The sequence below is a fragment of the Cryobacterium sp. TMT4-31 genome (assembly GCF_004403385.1).
Lineage (GTDB): Bacteria > Actinomycetota > Actinomycetes > Actinomycetales > Microbacteriaceae > Cryobacterium > Cryobacterium zongtaii.
The window spans coordinates 16,386-32,908 of the sequence record NZ_SOGI01000010.1 but is presented as its reverse complement, the minus strand read 5'-3'; the positions used below and the strand labels follow the sequence as shown (position 1 = coordinate 32,908).

The window sequence follows — 16,523 nt, the reverse complement described above, 5'->3', positions numbered from 1 at the left end:
CCTCCGGTAACCTGACCAGATCCCAGCAGGTGGAGGCGCACCAGTGTTCTTGCTCGATTCGACGCTCGACAAAACAGTCATCTTCAGTGCGAGCGACCTCGGCGCCGCCGCGGGCTGCGAGTGGGCGCTGATGCGCAAGCTCGACGGCAAACTCGGCCGCATCGACACCGTGCCCGACGAGGGTGACGCCATGCTGCGCCGTGCCGGCGCGCTCGGCGACGCACACGAGCTGCGCTACCTGGAACGGCTGCGGCAAAGCCGCGACGTGGTCGAGTTCGCCCGCCCGTCGATGAGGGAACTGCCGGAGGCGGCCGCCGTCACGGCCGACGCGTTCCGGGCCGGGTCCGACGTGCTCTTTCAGGCCACCTTCTTCGACGGCCGCTTCGTCGGGTTCGCCGACTTCATCATGCGCACAGACGACGGCGCCTACGAGGTCTACGACACCAAGCTGGCGCGCTCCGCGAAGATCACCGCGCTGCTGCAGGTGGCCGCGTACAGCGACCAGCTGGACAGGCTCGGCATCCGCACCGGCGAGCAGGTGCACCTGCTGCTCGGCGACGGACGCACGAGTTCGCACCGGCTGCGCGACATCCTGCCGGTGTACCGCAAGCGCCGTGCGCGGCTCGAACGCCTCATCGACGAACGAATCGCCGACCCGGAGCCCACCCCGTGGGGTGACCCGCGCTACACGGCCTGCGGGCGCTGCGCGGCCTGCTCCGTGGAGGTGGAGGCGCACCGGGACGTGCTGCTCGTAGCCGGCATGCGGCTCACCCAGCGCCGGCACCTGCTGGAGGTCGGCCTGACCACGATCGAGGCCCTGGCGGCGAGCACCGGGCCGGTCGACGGACTGGTCGACGCCACCGTGGCGGCTCTGCGCGCCCAGGCCCGGCTGCAGCTGCAGTCCCGCCAGCTCGCCACCGGGCAGCCAGGCCACGCCGACGCCCCCGCGGTCGAGGTCTACAACCCGGTGGCGCTCGGCGCCCTGCCGGAGCCCGACCCCGGCGACATCTTTTTCGACTTCGAGGGTGACCCGCTCTACAGCGAGACCGCCGCGGGCACCGACAGCCCGGATTGGGGCCTGGACTACCTCTTCGGCCTGATCGAGACCGACGGCACCTTCCGTGCGTTCTGGGCGCACGACTATGCCGAGGAACGCCAGGCCCTGATGGACTTCCTGGTCTACGTGACCGAGCGCCGCGCCCAGCACCCGGCCCTGCACATCTACCACTACGCCGCCTACGAACGTACCCACCTGCTCGCCCTGGCCGCCCGGCACGGGGTCGGCGAAGACGCCGTCGACGATCTGCTCCAGGGCAATGTGCTCGTGGACCTCTACCCCGTGGTCAAGAAGAGCCTGCGGGTGGGCTCCCGCAGCTATTCGATCAAGAAGCTCGAACCGCTCTACATGGGTGACGACCACCGCGAGGGCGTCGACAACGCCGCCGACTCGATCACCGAATACGCCGACTCCCGCGACCTGTTCCGGGCCGGACAGACGGATGCCGCCCAGACCAAGCTCGACGCCATCGCCGACTACAACGAATACGACTGCCTCTCCACGCTGCGCCTGCGCGACTGGCTGCTCGCCCGCGCCGACGAGGCCGGCATCCCTCGCGCCGCCGCCCGCGACCTGGAGCTGGCCATCCCGGTGCGGGAGCCCAGCCCGGTCTACCTGGCGCTGGCGGCCGAGGTGGCGGATGCTCCGCCCGGCGACCGCACGGCCGACCAGACCGCGATCGCCCTGGCCTCCGCCGCCATCGACTACCACCGCCGGGAGGGCAAGAAGTTCTGGCAGGAGCACTTCGACAGGCTGCGCAACCCCGTCGACGAGTGGTCGGCGACCCGCGACGTGTTGATCGTGGCGCAGGTCACGGTCGAGCGTGACTGGGCGCTGGTGGGCCGGGACCGCAACCTGTCCAGGCTGCTGCGCATCGAGGGCGAGCCGGCGCCGGGCAGTTCGCTCAAGCTCGGCCAGAAACCGTTCCTGCTCTATGACGCGCCCTACCCGCCGCTCGCGCAGACCGGCGAGCCCGGCTCCCGGCTGGCGCACGAGCGCACCGAGATCACCGGCCTGGTCGATGAGGCCACCGGTGAAGAAGTGCTCTACGTCACCGAGAAGCTCGGCCGCGGCGTCGACGCCTACGACCAGCTGCCGATGGCGCTGTCCCCGGCCACGCCGCCACCGCCCGGCACGCAGGTGCCGGCGATCGCCGAGTGGGGGCAGCGGGTGCTCGACGCCCTGCCGGCCATGCTGCCGGATGCGGCCCTGGACGTTCTGCGGAGGGTGCCGCCGCGGCGCTCGGTCTACTTCGACAGGCTCAGCACGGCGTCGACAAGCTCGACCAACGAATCGCTTCCACCGGTGAACGGCGACATCACCACCGCCATCCGCGACAGCCTGCTCAGCATCGACAGGTCCTACCTGGCGGTGCAGGGCCCGCCCGGCACTGGCAAGACCTACACAGGCTCTCGGGTGATCGCCGAGCTCGTACGCGATCACGGCTGGAAGATCGGCGTGGTCGCCCAGTCGCACGCGACAGTGGAGAACATGCTCAGCGCCGTGCTCAAGGCCGGGCTCGCATCCGGGCACGTGGGAAAGAAGGCCAAGGCGGGGGAGGAACCGCGGGAGAACGGCTGGACCGCGCTCGCACCCACCGGCTTCGCCGAGTTCACCGGTCAGGCCGGCGGCTTCGTGCTCGGCGGCACCGCCTGGGACTTCAGCAACGCCACCCGCATCGAACCGGGCTCGCTCGACCTGCTCGTGATCGACGAGGCCGGCCAGTTCTCGCTGGCCAGCACCATCGCCTCCGCGGTGTCTGCGCGGCGCCTGCTGCTGCTCGGCGACCCTCAGCAGCTGCCGCAGGTGAGCCAGGGTTCGCATCCGGAGCCCGTCGACGTATCCGCGCTCGGCTGGCTCACCGACGGGCACGATGTGCTGCCGGCCGAGTTCGGTTACTTCCTGGCCAAGAGCTGGCGCATGCACCCCGCGGTGTGTGCGCCCGTCTCCAGGCTCTCCTACGAGGGCAAACTCGAGTCCCGGGCCGCCGCCCGGCACCTCGACGGCGTCGAGCCCGGCCTGCATCCGCTGCCCGTGCCGCACACCCTCAATTCCACCTCGTCATCCGAAGAGGCCGACGCCGTGGCCGAGCTGATCGGCTCGCTGCTGGGCCGCCCCTGGACCGTGAACGGTGAGAGCACCCCGCTCGGCCAGCACGACCTCATCGTCGTCGCCCCGTACAACGCGCAGGTCGAGGTGATCCGGCAGCGGCTGGCCAGGGACGGCTGGCACGAGGTCAGCGTGGGCACCGTCGACAAGTTCCAGGGCCGGGAGGCGGCCGTGGCCATCGTGTCGCTCGCCGCATCCAGCGCCGAGGAGGTGCCGCGCGGGCTCGAGTTTTTGCTCCTGGCCAACCGGCTCAACGTGGCCATCTCCCGCGCGCAGTGGGCGGCGTACCTGCTCTATTCGCCCGCGCTCACGGATGCCCTGCCCCACAACGCGGGCACTCTCGCGCAGCTGAGCGCCTTCATCGACCTCGTCGAGGGGCCCGCCGTCTAGCGCTCGAGCTCAGCCGCGAACCGCTCCGGCAGCACGACATTGGCGCCGACCCCCGCGAAAAACGGGGCGACCTCGGTGGGCGTGTAGCCGGCGATGCCGCAGCCGATCTCGGTCACCAGAAACCTGAGCTCCGGATGCTCGGCCGCGAACCGAACGAACCCGGTCACCTCGTGCTGCAGTACCGCCAACCCGCTCATGCTGTCGATCGCATACGACTGACCGTGCAGCCCATGGCCCTGGCCCCAAACCGCGCCGAACCTCTCGTGCGCCAGGGCGGCGGCACCGGCCGCGTGCAGCCCGGTCGCGTTGGACCCGAAGACGAAGACCTCGCCGGGTTCGAGTCGGGTGATCCGCATGGCTCAGACTCCTTTCGGGGCCCCGGGGTTGAGACGGTTGGTGGGGTCGAGCTTCATCAGCAGCTGGTTCGAGATCGCGTCCAGCTGCGCCACCTGCTCGTCGGTGAGCGGGTCGATCACGTTCTCCCGCACCGTGCGCACGTGCCCGGGCGCCGCGGCCTGCACGACGGCCCAGCCCTCCTCGGTGAGACTGGCGTTCGTCGCGCGCCGGTCGCTCGGACACGGTGTGCGCTTGACCAGGCCACGGTCTTCGAGCCGGCGCACCACGTGCGAGAGCCGGGGCAGGCTGGAATTGGTCATCGAGGACAGCCCGGTCATTCGCAGGGTGTGGTCGGGCGCTTCGGAGAGCATCGCGAGCACGTAGTACTCGAAGTGGCTCAGGTCGGAGTCGCGCTGCAACTGGGAGTCGAGCAGCCCGGGCACCAGCTCCACCACCGCAACGAAGCGCAGCCAGGCGTGCAGCTGGGCCTGGTTGAGTCCCTGCACGGCGGGCGTTTCGTTCGTGTCCATGGGGATAGCTTATCAAGCAGGTCCCGCTTTGGTTGACGCGACAACTAAAAGCCGGTACGTTACTTGTATCAACAACTAATTATCCGCCGCAAGGCGAGAGGGAGTATGTCATGACGAGCATCAGCATCATCGGAGCCGGCAACATGGGAACCGCCATCGCGACGATCGCGGCGAAGGGCGGCGCTTCGGTTCAGCTGCTGGCACAGGACGCCGAGAAGACCGCGGCGGCGGCGGCTCTGGCCGGCGAATCCGTCACGTCGGGAGTCGCCGGTGATGCCCTCACCGGTGAAATCGTCGTTCTGGCCCTGCCGTACCCGGCGGTCGCCGGGGTGCTGGCACAGTACGCCGGCCAGCTGGACGGCAAGATCCTGGTCGACATCAGCAACCCGCTGGACTTCGCCACCTTCGACTCGCTCGTCGTGCCGGCGGATGGCTCGGCCGCGCAGGTGATCGCCGAGACCGTTCCCGGCGCCCGGGTGCTCAAGGCCTTCAACACCACCTTCGCCGCCACCCTGGCCACCAATGGTGTCAACGGCGTCGCCCCCACCACGGTGCTCGTCGCCGGCGACGACGCATCCGCCAAGGACGCCCTGATCGCCCTGCTGATCGCCGGTGGTGTACTCGCCCTCGACGCCGGCGCCCTCAAGCGCGCCCGTGAGCTCGAAGCCCTCGGCTTCCTGCAGCTGACCCTCGCGGCCGGCTCCTCCATCGGCTGGACCGGCGGCTTCGCCCTCGTCAAGTAACCCCGAGGACCCTATTCGAGTAAGCCCCGGATGTCTTCGGGGGTGAGGGACTGTGCGAAGACCGCGTCGTCGTCGAGGACCGCCTCGACCAGCTTGGCCTTGGACTCCTTGAGCGCCATCACCTTCTCCTCGATGGTGTCGGCGGCCACCAGCCGGTAGACCATCACGTTGCGGGTCTGGCCGATGCGGTGGGTGCGGTCGATGGCCTGGTTCTCGCTGGCCGGGTTCCACCAGGGGTCGAGCAGGAACACGTAGTCGGCCTCGGTGAGGTTCAGACCGAAGCCGCCGGCCTTGAGGCTGATCAGGAACACCGGGGCGTCCCCGGCCTTGAACTGGTCGATGACGCCGGGCCGGTCGGCGGTCGAGCCGTCGAGGTAGCTGTACCGCACCCCGCGGGCGTCCAGACGGGCGGCCGCCAGGGCGAGGTAAGAGGTGAACTGGCTGAAGATCAGGGCCCGGTGCCCCTCGGCGATCACCTCGTCGAGCTGCTCGAACAGCGCGTCGAGCTTGCTCGAGGGCACTCCGGCGTACTGGTCGTCGACCAGCGAGGCATCCAGGCTCAGCATGCGGAGCAGGGTGATCGAGCGGAACACGATGAACCGGTTGGCCTCGAGGTCGTCCATCAGTCCCAGCAGCTTCTGCCGCTCGCGCTGCAGGAAGGTGTCGTAGATCTCGCGGTGTTCGGGGTCGAGGTCGATGCGCAGCACCTGTTCCTGCTTGGCCGGCAGGTCCCTGGCCACGACATCCTTGGTGCGCCGCAGCATCAGTGGGCGGATGCGCCGCCGCAGCCGGTCGATCAGCTCGCGCTGGGAGCGCACCTTGCGTTCGGCCGGGCGCAGGTACTCCTCGGTGAAGCGGCGGGCCGAGGGGAACAGGCCCGGCGCCACGATGGCGAACTGCGCCCAGAGTTCGAGCAGGTTGTTCTCCAGGGGTGTGCCGGTGACGGCCAGCTTGAAGGGCACGTTCAGGTCGCGGGCCGCGCGGTGCAGCTGAGAGGTGCGGTTCTTCACGAACTGGGCCTCGTCGAGGATCAGCCCCGACCAACCGTGCGCCTGGTAGGCGTCGAAGTCGAGGCGGAGCAGCGCGTAGGAGGTGACGAGAACGTCGACGCCCTCGGCCTGGTCGGCCAGGCTGCGGCCGCTGGTGGCCTGGGTGCTGGTCACCGAGCGCACGCGGAGGCCCGGCGTGAACCGGGCCGCTTCGGCGAGCCAGTTGGAGACCACGGAGGTGGGCGCCACGACCAGGAACGGCCGGCGGGGCTCCGCAGTCTCCGCAGGCTCGTCGGCCGGGGTCTGCACGGCGTGGCTGAGCAGCGCCAGCACCTGCAGAGTCTTGCCCAGCCCCATGTCGTCGGCAAGGATGCCGCCCAGGCCGTGCTCCCAGAGGAAGACCAGCCACTCGAATCCGGCCAGCTGGTACGGGCGCAAGGTGGCGGTCAGCCCGGCCGGCAGCGGCGTGGCCCTGGGCAGGGCCGCGGCATCCGCGGCACCGCGGTCGAGGGCAAGCAGCCCGCCCACAGCGGCCCGCCATGACACGGCCTGCTCGGTCTCGTCGGCGAGGTCCTCGAAGTCCGACCACAGGCTGGCCTGGTGCCGATTGATGCGCAGCCCGGTTTCCCATTCCGACAGCGCCCTGGCCTCCTCGATGAGCTCCCGCAGCCTGTGGAACACCGGTTGGGTGAGCGAGAGGTAACTGTTGTCCACCAGGAGCAGCTTTTTGCGCCCCTTCGCGAGCGCCGTGAAGATCGGGTTGAACGGGATGCTGCGGCCGTCGATCCGCACGATCACGCCGAGGTCGAACCAGTCGCGCTTCTCGGTCTCCACCGTCGTCACGATCAGCTGCGGGGCTCCGGTGAGCTCGCGGTAGTCCGGCTTGTCGCCCACCAGCTGCACCCGCACCCCCGCGATCGTCTCGAGCCTGGGCAGGGTTCGGTCGGTGTACTCAGCGGCGGGGAGGCCCTTGAGGATCACGGTTGGTGCGTCAGGATCGGCCGGCGCCGACAGGTCGGGCACGGCGGTCGTCACCCGGTCCAGCACCTCGGTCTCGGCCTGCTCGTCGCGGTCGCCCTGCCACTGCCAATCCAGCCGCACCGCCTGCTTCGGCTCGAAGCTCACGGTGTGCACGAGCACCGGCGGGGGCGGCGGCGGGAACTCGATGGAGGCATCCGTGCTGACGATCGGCAGGCTGCGGCGCAGGGTGGGGTAATACTCGCGCAAGAACTCGTCGACCTCGCCGGCCGGCACCACCAGGCCGGGCCGCACCGCGGCCCGGTCGCCGGTGCCGCCGAGGAGCCGGCGCTGTTCGGCGCTGAGCGGCTCGAGGCTCGGGGCCAGCACGATGGCGGGGTCGGCGCCGAGCCTGTACGCGTAGACGCCGTGGTCGCCGAGCGCGCCCGCGTCGCCGACCGGATGCCGGTGCCCGTCGATGCTGAGCACGGGGGAGAGGGTGAGGGCCTCAGTAGTCTGCACCGCATCGAGCAGCACACTCGCCGTGGCGGCCACCGTCACGGCGGCGTCCTTGTGGCTGCCGGTCAGGCCGATGCCGAGCCGCTGGGCCTCGGCGAGCAGGTGCCAGAGCAGGGGACTCTCGAACTCGTCGAGGTAGAGCCACTCGGTGTCCTGGCCGTTGTAGACCGGCCGGTCGACCCTGTGCAGCGGCACGAACTGGCAAAACCAGCGGTGCTGCGCCACGTTGAGGTTCTGCCGATTGAGCTGGTAGCCCACGTTGCTCCAGGTGATCGTGGACTTCACCCACTTGCCGGAGTCGCTGCGGAGGACCGGACGCACGCCGAGCCGGATGGCGCCGGTCCTTGCCCGGCCGGCCGAGGCACGCACGGCGGTGGCCCCGCGCCAGCGGTCGTTGCTGCGCGGGGTCTGCTCGCGCAACTCGAAGAGCAGGCCCATGGCCGTGCGGGCGCCGTCGCCGGGCTCGGCGACGGGCGGCAGGGTCGGCTCCGCCGCGGCCGGGCCGGTCAGGGCCTCAACGGCCGACTTCCAGTCGGCGGCGCCAGGCGACGGCGGGGTGGGCGGCATGGCTCAATGGTCTCACGCACCCGCCGACAGCCGGGCCGGGGCGTCCGCTCAGGTCAGCGGGAAAACGATCCGGGTCTGCCAGGTCGCGGGGTCGGGATTCGTCTCGGGATCGCTGAGGTATTCCTCCCACATGTCCATGCCGGGGGTGAGGTGCTGCTCCCGCAACCAGGCGGCGATCTCGTCGTAGGTGCGGGTCATCCCGTCGTACGGCCCCGTGTAGACGCTCGCGATGGCTGATCCGGCCGGCAGCTCGGTCACGACGACATCGGCCGTGCCGTGGGCGGGCCCGGCGATGGGGAAGCCCGCCGTGACGTCGACGGTGTCGGTGGGCATGCCGTGATACAGCGCCAGCGGCGGCCCGGCGGGCGTCAGCCCCTGGGCGGCCATGGCCGCGGCGGACACCTCGAAGGCCCGCCCGAAGTACTCGGTGAGGTCAGCCATCTTCACGTTCTCGTGTACCCCCAGCAGGGTGCGCGGTTCAAGTTCGACCCTGTCGATCTGCATGGTGTGCTCCTTCGCTCGGGGTCACTCTATTCCCACTCGCGCGCCGGGCACACCCGCAGCGGCCGGCTACCGGATGGCCCGCATCCCGGCAGGCAGCGCCGTGCGAGCGTCGAGCCAGCGTTCCAGCTCCGCCGCGGGAATCGGGCGGGACAGCTGATAGCCCTGGGCCACGTCACAGCCGAAGCGTTCCAGTTGGTGGAGCACCTCCGCGGTCTCCACGCCCTCGGCCACGATGCGTATGCCCAGGCTGTGGCCGAGGTGGATCGAGGACGCGACCAACGCCGACGCCCTGTCGTCGTCGAGCATCGGGATGACAAAAGACTGGTCGAGCTTGAGTTCGTCGATCGGCAAGTCCCGCAGGTAGGCGAGCGAGCTGTAGCCGGTGCCAAAGTCGTCGACGGCGATCAGTACGCCGGCGTTCCGCAGGCGCAGCAGGATGTTGCGGGCGCGGTCGCGGTCCACCAGCAGGAATTCCTCGGTGACCTCGAGCATGAGGGCGGAGCCGGGCAGCCCCCGGTCGGTGAGCATCGAGATGACCACCCCGGCGAGCTGGTAGTCGGCCAGCGACCGCGACGACAGGTTCACGGCCACTGTCACCGTGCGCCCCTGGGCCTGCCAGAGCACGGCCTGGTCGAGGGCGAGTTCGAGGACCACCCGGGTGAGGGTGCGCATCAGGCCACCGTTTTCGGCCACATCCAGGAACGCGGCGGGGTACAACAGTCCTCGCGTGGGGTGGTTCCAGCGCACCAGTGCCTCGACGCCCGGCACGGTGTCGGTGGCCAGGTGCACCTTGGGTTGGTAGTGCAGCACGAGCTGGTTCTCGGCCAGCGCGATGCGCAGTTCGTGCAGGGTGCGCAGGCGGGCCTCGTCGTTGCTGTCGTCGCCGGGGGAGTAGACGTGCTGGCCTACCCGGCTGGACTTCGCCGTGTACATGGCCATGTCGGCCTTGCGCATCAGCCCGCTCAGGTCTGAACCGTGCTCAGGTGCCAGAGCGATGCCGATGCTCAGCCCGACCTCGAGGCTGAGGCCGCCGATGACGATGGGCCGTGCGGTCACCAGGCGTAACCGGCGAGCCATGGCCGTGGCGCGTTTGCGGTCGGCGTGGTGCAGGTGAACAGCGAATTCGTCGCCGCCGAGCCTGGCGAGCAGATCACCGGCCTGGAGGGCGGCGGAGAGCCGGGCGCCGATCTGGCCGAGCAGCTGGTCGCCCGCTTCGTGGCCGAGGCTGTCGTTCACTTCCTTGAACCTGTCCAGGTCCAGCACCAGCAGGGCGCTCGGCCGGGCGTCGACGTCATGCAGCCGGGCGGCGACATCCACCGCCAGGGCGCGGCGGTTGGGCAGGCCGGTCAGGTCGTCGGTACGTGAGAGCGAGTGCAGCTGGCGCTGCCTGAAGGCCAGCGGGATCGCGGCCAGTGCCAGAGTGCCGCCGGCGAGGCCGACGGCCAGTACCGAGACGTGGGTCTGGCTGGCCAGCAGCAGCACGGTCAGGGCGGCGGCCGTGGCCGACATCGGGGCCGCCACCGAGGTGGCGGCGTAGACGGTGCCGTCGGCGACGGCGGTGATCGACGAGTGCCCCGGCAGGGTGCGGCGGCGCACCGAGGCGAGCACCCACGCTGTGATGAGAGCGAAGCCGATCGCCCATGCGCCGGTAAGGGCCGATCCGATGAGCACCGACTCGACCTGCGCCTGCCCGGCGTAGACGGTGTCGGCCCCCGCGAAGAGCAGCAGACCGGCGGTCAGCAGTAGCCCGGAGCGACCTAACACCCGGCCCGGGATCGCAGCGACGCCGGCGAGGGCCGCGATGAGCAGCAGGTCCAGCACCGGGAACGCCATGCTGAGGAAGACGGTCACCGAAAACGGGCCGCCGGTTTCCAGGGCGGGGGAGAGCAGCACGGCGAGCACCGAGGCGGCGCCCAACGCGCCGACGGCGCTGTCAAGGAGCACCGGCCAGGCCTGAGCGCGCAACCCACGGTGGGCGATCACGGCGAGCACGCCCACCATGAAGACGTAGAACATCAGATAACAGGTGTCCGCGAGCGAGGGTATGAGTTCGGCGCCGGCATCGTCGGGCAGCAGCCTGTACGCGGTGTCACCCACGGCCAGTGCGGTCACCGCTGCCGCGGCGAGGAGGATGTCGGGCCGGGTGAGGCGTACCCGGTTGACGGCCAGCCAGACCAGAACCACGGCTGCCCAGTTGCTGAGCACGGCCAACCAGCCGTCAACGAGCGGGTTGGATCCGACGCCGTGGAAAACCAGGTCGATGAGGTTGACGAGCAGCACCACGCCGATGCCACCGAACACGACGTAATCGGCACGCGACAGCCGCGGTCGAGGACGCGGGATGGCCGACACAGACGTCACTGTCGAGTCCCCCCTCCGAGACCAAGTAGCTTGCGGACACACTGCCGCGACCTGCTCACTTTACTGGGTCACACACCGTCGCCGACCAGGTTCCCCCCATTCGGCCATCGGCAGGCTATGCAGTACCGCCGTCTGCGCCGCTGAGGGAGGCGAATTCGCCCTCACCAGACGGATGCGCCCCGGCCGCGTCAATCAGCCAGGCGTAGTCGAAGGCCCGCTCGCGCCAGCCGGCGTAGCGACCCGAGACGCCGCCATGGCCGGCGGACATCTCGGTCTTCAGCAGTGCATCCGCCCCCACCTCGCGGAGTCTCGCCACCCACTTGGCCGGCTCCACGTAGAGCACCCGGGTGTCGTTGAGGCTGGTGACGGCGAGGATCCGCGGGTAGTGCGTCTGGTGCACGTTCTCCAGCGGTGAGTAGGTCTTCATGTAGGCGTACACCTCGGCGTCGTGCAGCGGGTCGCCCCACTCGTCCCACTCGATCACGGTGAGCGGCAGGCTCGGGTCGAGGATCGAGGTGAGCGGATCGACGAACGGCACCCCGGCGAGGATGCCGGAGAACAGGGACGGCGCCATGTTCGCCACGGCGCCCATCAGTAGTCCGCCGGCGCTGCGGCCCTCGGCGACGAGCTTGTCCGGCGAGGTGTAGCCGCAGTCGATGAGGTGCTCGGCGCAGGCGACGAAGTCGGTGAACGAGTTGCGCTTCTGGTGGGTCTTGCCGTTTTCGTACCAGAGCCGGCCGAGCTCGCCGCCGCCGCGCACGTGGGCGACCGCGAAGATCATGCCGCGGTCAAGCAGGCTGAGCCTGGAGATGCTGAAGGACGGGTCGATGCTGATCTCGTAGGAGCCGTAGCCGTAGAGCAGGGTGGGGGCCGGGACGCCGGGCTCGACGAGGTCGGAACGGTAGACGATGGAGATGGGTACCCGGGTGCCGTCGGCGGCAACGGCCCATTCGCGGCGCTGTTCGAACAGGGTCGGGTCGTAGTGGCCGAGCACCGGCTGCTGCTTGAGCAGGCGCAGCTCGCCGGTGGCGACCACGTAGTCGTAGACCGTCGAAGGGGTCACAAAGCTTGTGTAGCCCAGACGGATGGTCGGCTGGTTCCATTCGGGGTTGCCGCCGGTGCCCACCGAGAAGAGTTCCTCGTCAAAGGTGATCTCGGTGAGGCCGCCGCCGCGTTTGGTGGCGTAGGCCACCCGGGTGAGGCCGTCTTTGCGATATTCAACCACCACGAAGTCGCGGAACGCGTCGACGCTTTCCAGGCGGATGCGCTCGCTGTGCGGCAGCACCACCCGGCCCGGGTCCTTCGGATCGGCGGCCGGCACGCTGACGAGCTCGAAGTTCACAGCGTTGTGGTTGTGCACGATCAGCAGGCGGTCTTCGCCGTCGATGACGGCGTGCTCCACGTCGTACTCCACGTTGTCGCGCCGCGGCCAGACCACCGTGAACTCGCCGGTGGGGTCGGCGGCGTCAAGAAGGAAGGTCTCGCTGGTGACGCTGGAGCCGGCCTCGATCATGAGGTATCGGTTGCTGCGCGAACGGCCGACGCCCACCCAGAAACGCTCGTCGGGCTCGGTGAACACCGTCACGTCAGCCTCGACCGAGGTGCCGACCTCGTGGCGCCAAACCGTATCGGGGCGCCAGGCGTCATCGACGGTCGTGTAGAACACGTATCGGCCGCTCGGGTCGAAGAGCGCGCCGGCGCTGGTGTTCGGGATTTCGTCGGCCAGGTTCTCGCCCGTGGCGATGGTGCGTATCCGCACCGTGTAGCGCTCGTCGCCCTCGATATCAACGGCGTAGAGCAGGGTTCTGCCGTCGTCGCTCACGTCGAAGCTGCCGAGGGAGTAGAAGTCGTGGCCCGCGGCCTCGGCGTTGTCGTCAATCAGCACCTGCTCGCCGGGCAGGCCGGGGGCGGCGTCACCCGTGTGTGCGCCGGTCGAGTCGGTGCCGGTCGCGTCTGTGCCGGTCGCCGGTTCGATGACCGGGGGAGTCCAGTCATCCGGACCCGAGATGGGCGCGCGGCAGTGGATGCCGTATTCCTGTCCCTCCACCGAGCGGGTGTAGTGCCACCACTGCCCACGGCGCACCGGAACGCTGAGGTCGGTCTCCTGGGTGCGGTCCTTGATCTCCTCGAAGATCTGCTCCTGCAGCAGCTCAAGATGGCTGGTGCGGGAATCCGTGTATGCGTTCTCGGCAGTGAGGTGCGCGATGACCTCCGGGGCGTCCTTGTCGCGCATCCACTCGTAATTGTCGACGAACACATCGTTGTGGTGGATGCGCCGCGTGGGCTTCCGGGCGGCGACGGGAGGAAGGTTCATGAACTCAGCGTAGCCATCTCGTCCGACCATGTCCCGTGGAACTCCGCAGCAGCAGCCGCCGCGCGCGGGATTCCTGTTCGGGGGGTGCCCTGAACCGCCGTCGACGCCGCGCTGGCCTCGTCGAACCAGCCCCGCACCCCGTCCCCGACAACGCGCCCATCCCGTCGGTCGAGCTTGCCGAGACCCCGCACCCCGTCCCCGACAACGCGCCATCCCCGTCGGTCGAGCGTGTCGAAACCCCGCAACCCGTCCCCGACAACGCGCCCATCCCCGTCGGTCGAGCCTGTCGAGACCCCGCGAGCCATCCTCTGCAGTTAAAAAATGTTTTCGATATCCGTTTCGGAACTTGCTGGCATTTCCTCGCATATAGGTGCGATTCGTTAGAGAATGGGGGTATGGACGACGAGCTGGATAATGGCTCCACCGCACCGACGGGAACGACTCCCACCGGGTCGAACCTGCACGACTGGAACACCGGTCTGGCCGGTCCGGATCCCCTCCCGGCACTGGATGCCACCATTTTCACCGACACGACCGACACTTCCACGAACACTGCGGCTGGCCCCACCAAAGGCTCGCCCCGTCCCGGCCAGATTGGTCGGGGCCGCTCCAAGCCGCGGCCCGAGTGGCGGGATCCGGCCGAGCTGCCAGGGGTGCAGCGCGCGCATACCGGTGCGTTCGGTCAGAAGCTCCAGGCGTTGGATGATGCTGCCCGGACGGTGATGGCGGTAATGGATTCCATTGACGTGAACGCGTTGAGTGACCCGGAGGTGGTCGCGTTGACGCAGATGGTCGAGCGCACCGGCCGGCCGGTGGACGCGGCCCGGGTGGCCACGGCGACCGTGGTGGGTTACCGGTCCCGCAGCGGGCTGGGCACGGAGTCGTTGGCCTGGCGGTTGGGGGCGTCGCACCAGAATGATCTGCTGATCGGGCTGACCGGCACGTCGGTGCCGGAGATGAAACGACGCGTATCCCTGGGTGAGAAGGTCGCCCCGCGGATGCTGGGCGGCATGGTCCTCGGGCCCGAGTTCCCCTACGTGGCCGCGGCACTGAGCGCCGGGGAGATCGGTCTTGATGCGGCGGAGAACATTGTGAAGGGCCTGGCCGACTACAAGGTGCACGGCCGCTTCGACGCGGACCAGTCGCTGGTGGACGGCGGTGAGGCCGAGCTGGTGGAGTCCGCGACCGGGTCCGTGTTCGCCCGCACCCCCGGACCCGGCGACACCAACACCGATACCGACACCGATACCGATACCGATGGTGCCGGGCCTGCCTGCACGGGACCGATCGCTCGTCTGGGTGCGTCGGCGGGGTTCACGTTCCCGGCGGACCGGATCCGGGAGATGGCGGCGACGTGGCAGGCGGTGTTGAACCCGGACGGGGCCGCGCCCACCGCGGAGATCCTCGAGGCCAAATCCACGTTCTCGTTCGGCAAGCTCAGCCAAGGGTTGCACCCGCTGCGCGGCGGNTGCACCCGCTGCGCGGCGGGGTGACGCCGGAGCTCAAGGGCATCATGCAGACCCTGTTCAACACGTTCCAGTCCGCCCGCAGCGCTCCCGCGTTCCCGTCCGCGGAGGAGCAGCAGCGTATCGAGGCCGGCGAACTCGTGCCCGGCGAGATCCTCGACGAACGCGACGGTGGCCAGAAACGCGCCGATATTCTCCGTGGCATCCTGGTCCAGGTCGCCCAAGACCCTCGCACCCCGACCATGGGCGGGATGCCGCCGACGGTGATGGTGCACGTGAACGCAACCGACCTGAGCAACGGGGTCGGGGTTGGTTGGATCGACGGCGTCGAGGGGCCGATCTCGATGAAAACGATCAACCAGATGGTCGACAACGGCGGCTTCCGGCCGATCTTCTTCGGCGGCACCGGCGCCGTCCTCGCCCTCGGCGACACAGTCCGCTGCTTCACGCCGCTGCAACGTAGGGCGATCACCGCCCGAGATGGTGGTTGCATCATTCCGGGCTGTACCTGCCCACCGCAATGGACCGAGGTGCACCATGTGACACCGTGGCAGCACGGCGGCCCGACCAACGTCTCGAACGGGGCACTGCTGTGCTGGCGCCACCATCACGGCATCGACAACGCCGGCGGCTGGAAAATCCGGATGGTCCTGGGCATGCCCGAAGTCAAAGCCCCACACTGGATCGACCCCACCGACACCTGGCGAAAACCACCCCAACACCGCGCCCACGACCCCAAAACCCGACGACAAAACGAGTAGCCCCCGCCCGAGGGTCCGCCGGTCGCGTGAGCCTGTCGGCACTCGTGCAATTACCGCCCGCCAACCGGCTTCGTTAGGGTCGAAGGAGAAGCATGACTGTGACCACGAAGGTGCTTCGGAAAAAGGAATCACCATGACGACCTCCGAAAACTCGGCCGGCACCATCGGCGAAAGGATGGCCGGCGCTGATATCGAGGCCGATCTCCAGAGCATTTTGCAGGCGGTTCCGGAGCCTGCTGCCGAGAGTGAGGCGCACGCCGTGCTCGGGCGGGTTTTTCAGGGCGTACTTTTCGACATGGACGGCACCCTGGTCGACTCGACCAAGGCCGTGAACCGGTCCTGGCAGCAGTGGGCCGACGAAATGGGTCTGGGTGCGCTCTTCGCCGGCGTGCAGCATGGCCGTCCGGGCCGCGAGATGATCGCCGATCTGGTCCCGGCTCACCAGGTTGAGACGTCGTTCGCCCGGGTCAACGAGCTCGAACTCAGCGACACCGACGACATCACCATCCTGCCCGGTGCTGCCGAGCTGATGGCCGTCATCCCCGAAGAACGCCGAGCGATCGTGACGTCCTGTCCTCGGGAGCTGTGCCGCACCCGTCTCGCATCCGCCGGATTCACGGCCCCGGCCACGGTGGTGACCGTCGAAGACACGGTCAAGGGAAAGCCGGCGCCCGATCCGTTCCTCGAGGCCGCCGACAGGCTCGGCCTCGACGCCCGCCAGTGCGTGGTCGTCGAAGACGCTCCCGCCGGACTCGCCGCGGGTCGCGCAGCCGGCTGCGCAACCATCGGCGTTGTCGGCACTCACTCGGCCGACGAACTGGACGCCGACCTCGTTGTGTCCAGCCTCGACCGCCTGAGCATCGAACTGCACGATCACGGCGTGGTCTTTGTTCTCCAGACCGAGCCGAGGGAGTAGACAG

Annotated in this window: 10 protein-coding genes; 4 read left to right on the top strand and 6 right to left on the bottom strand. The window is 69.2% G+C overall.

Features of this window, described 5'->3' with window-relative positions; genetic code table 11:
- The first annotated feature begins 43 nt into the window (after nucleotides 1-43).
- Nucleotides 44-3,556 carry a bifunctional RecB family nuclease/DEAD/DEAH box helicase gene (locus tag E3T19_RS02075; protein WP_241979940.1) on the top strand — a complete coding sequence of 1,171 codons (3,513 nt, stop codon included), beginning with the start codon at nucleotides 44-46 and terminating at the stop codon, nucleotides 3,554-3,556.
- Here the strand turns inward: E3T19_RS02075 and E3T19_RS02070 are convergent.
- Both E3T19_RS02070 and E3T19_RS02065 read right to left on the bottom strand, forming a co-directional pair.
- Complete coding sequence (locus E3T19_RS02070) at nucleotides 3,553-3,912, bottom strand: hypothetical protein (protein WP_088456815.1); 360 nt, start codon at nucleotides 3,910-3,912, stop codon at nucleotides 3,553-3,555. The two genes, E3T19_RS02075 and E3T19_RS02070, sit on opposite strands and share 4 nt — an antisense overlap.
- Nucleotides 3,913-3,915: 3 nt before the next feature.
- Nucleotides 3,916-4,422, bottom strand: coding sequence for a MarR family winged helix-turn-helix transcriptional regulator (locus E3T19_RS02065; protein WP_103461655.1), 507 nt, complete (start codon nucleotides 4,420-4,422; stop codon nucleotides 3,916-3,918).
- 110 nt (nucleotides 4,423-4,532) lie between these two features.
- On the opposite strand from E3T19_RS02065, the gene E3T19_RS02060 reads away from it, so the two are divergent.
- A complete protein-coding gene (locus tag E3T19_RS02060; RefSeq protein ID WP_088456813.1) occupies nucleotides 4,533-5,165 on the top strand; it encodes an NADPH-dependent F420 reductase in 633 nt (210 codons plus the stop codon).
- 11 nt (nucleotides 5,166-5,176) lie between these two features.
- On the opposite strand, the gene E3T19_RS02055 is transcribed toward E3T19_RS02060, so the two are convergent.
- The 4 genes from E3T19_RS02055 to E3T19_RS02040 all read right to left on the bottom strand — a co-directional run bounded on the left by E3T19_RS02055 (nucleotide 5,177) and on the right by E3T19_RS02040 (nucleotide 13,376).
- A complete protein-coding gene (locus E3T19_RS02055; RefSeq protein WP_134407970.1) occupies nucleotides 5,177-8,197 on the bottom strand; it encodes an SNF2-related protein in 3,021 nt (1,006 codons plus the stop codon).
- Between the two features lie 48 nt (nucleotides 8,198-8,245).
- Nucleotides 8,246-8,701, bottom strand: a complete 456-nt coding sequence (locus tag E3T19_RS02050) for a GyrI-like domain-containing protein (protein ID WP_134407969.1) — start codon at nucleotides 8,699-8,701, stop codon at nucleotides 8,246-8,248.
- A 66-nt stretch (nucleotides 8,702-8,767) separates the two neighbouring features.
- Complete coding sequence (locus E3T19_RS02045) at nucleotides 8,768-11,053, bottom strand: bifunctional diguanylate cyclase/phosphodiesterase (RefSeq protein WP_134407968.1); 2,286 nt, start codon at nucleotides 11,051-11,053, stop codon at nucleotides 8,768-8,770.
- Between the two features lie 124 nt (nucleotides 11,054-11,177).
- A complete protein-coding gene (locus tag E3T19_RS02040) occupies nucleotides 11,178-13,376 on the bottom strand; it encodes a S9 family peptidase (RefSeq protein ID WP_134407967.1) in 2,199 nt (732 codons plus the stop codon).
- Between the two features lie 1,489 nt (nucleotides 13,377-14,865).
- On the opposite strand from E3T19_RS02040, the gene E3T19_RS02030 reads away from it, so the two are divergent.
- Together E3T19_RS02030 and E3T19_RS02025 are read left to right on the top strand one after the other, a co-directional pair.
- Nucleotides 14,866-15,603 carry an HNH endonuclease signature motif containing protein gene (locus E3T19_RS02030; protein WP_241979939.1) on the top strand — a complete coding sequence of 246 codons (738 nt, stop codon included), beginning with the start codon at nucleotides 14,866-14,868 and terminating at the stop codon, nucleotides 15,601-15,603.
- Between the two features lie 133 nt (nucleotides 15,604-15,736).
- Nucleotides 15,737-16,519: an HAD-IA family hydrolase gene (locus E3T19_RS02025; protein ID WP_198415084.1), complete on the top strand. Its 783-nt coding sequence runs from the start codon at nucleotides 15,737-15,739 to the stop codon at nucleotides 16,517-16,519.
- The last annotated feature ends 4 nt before the right edge of the window (nucleotides 16,520-16,523 follow it).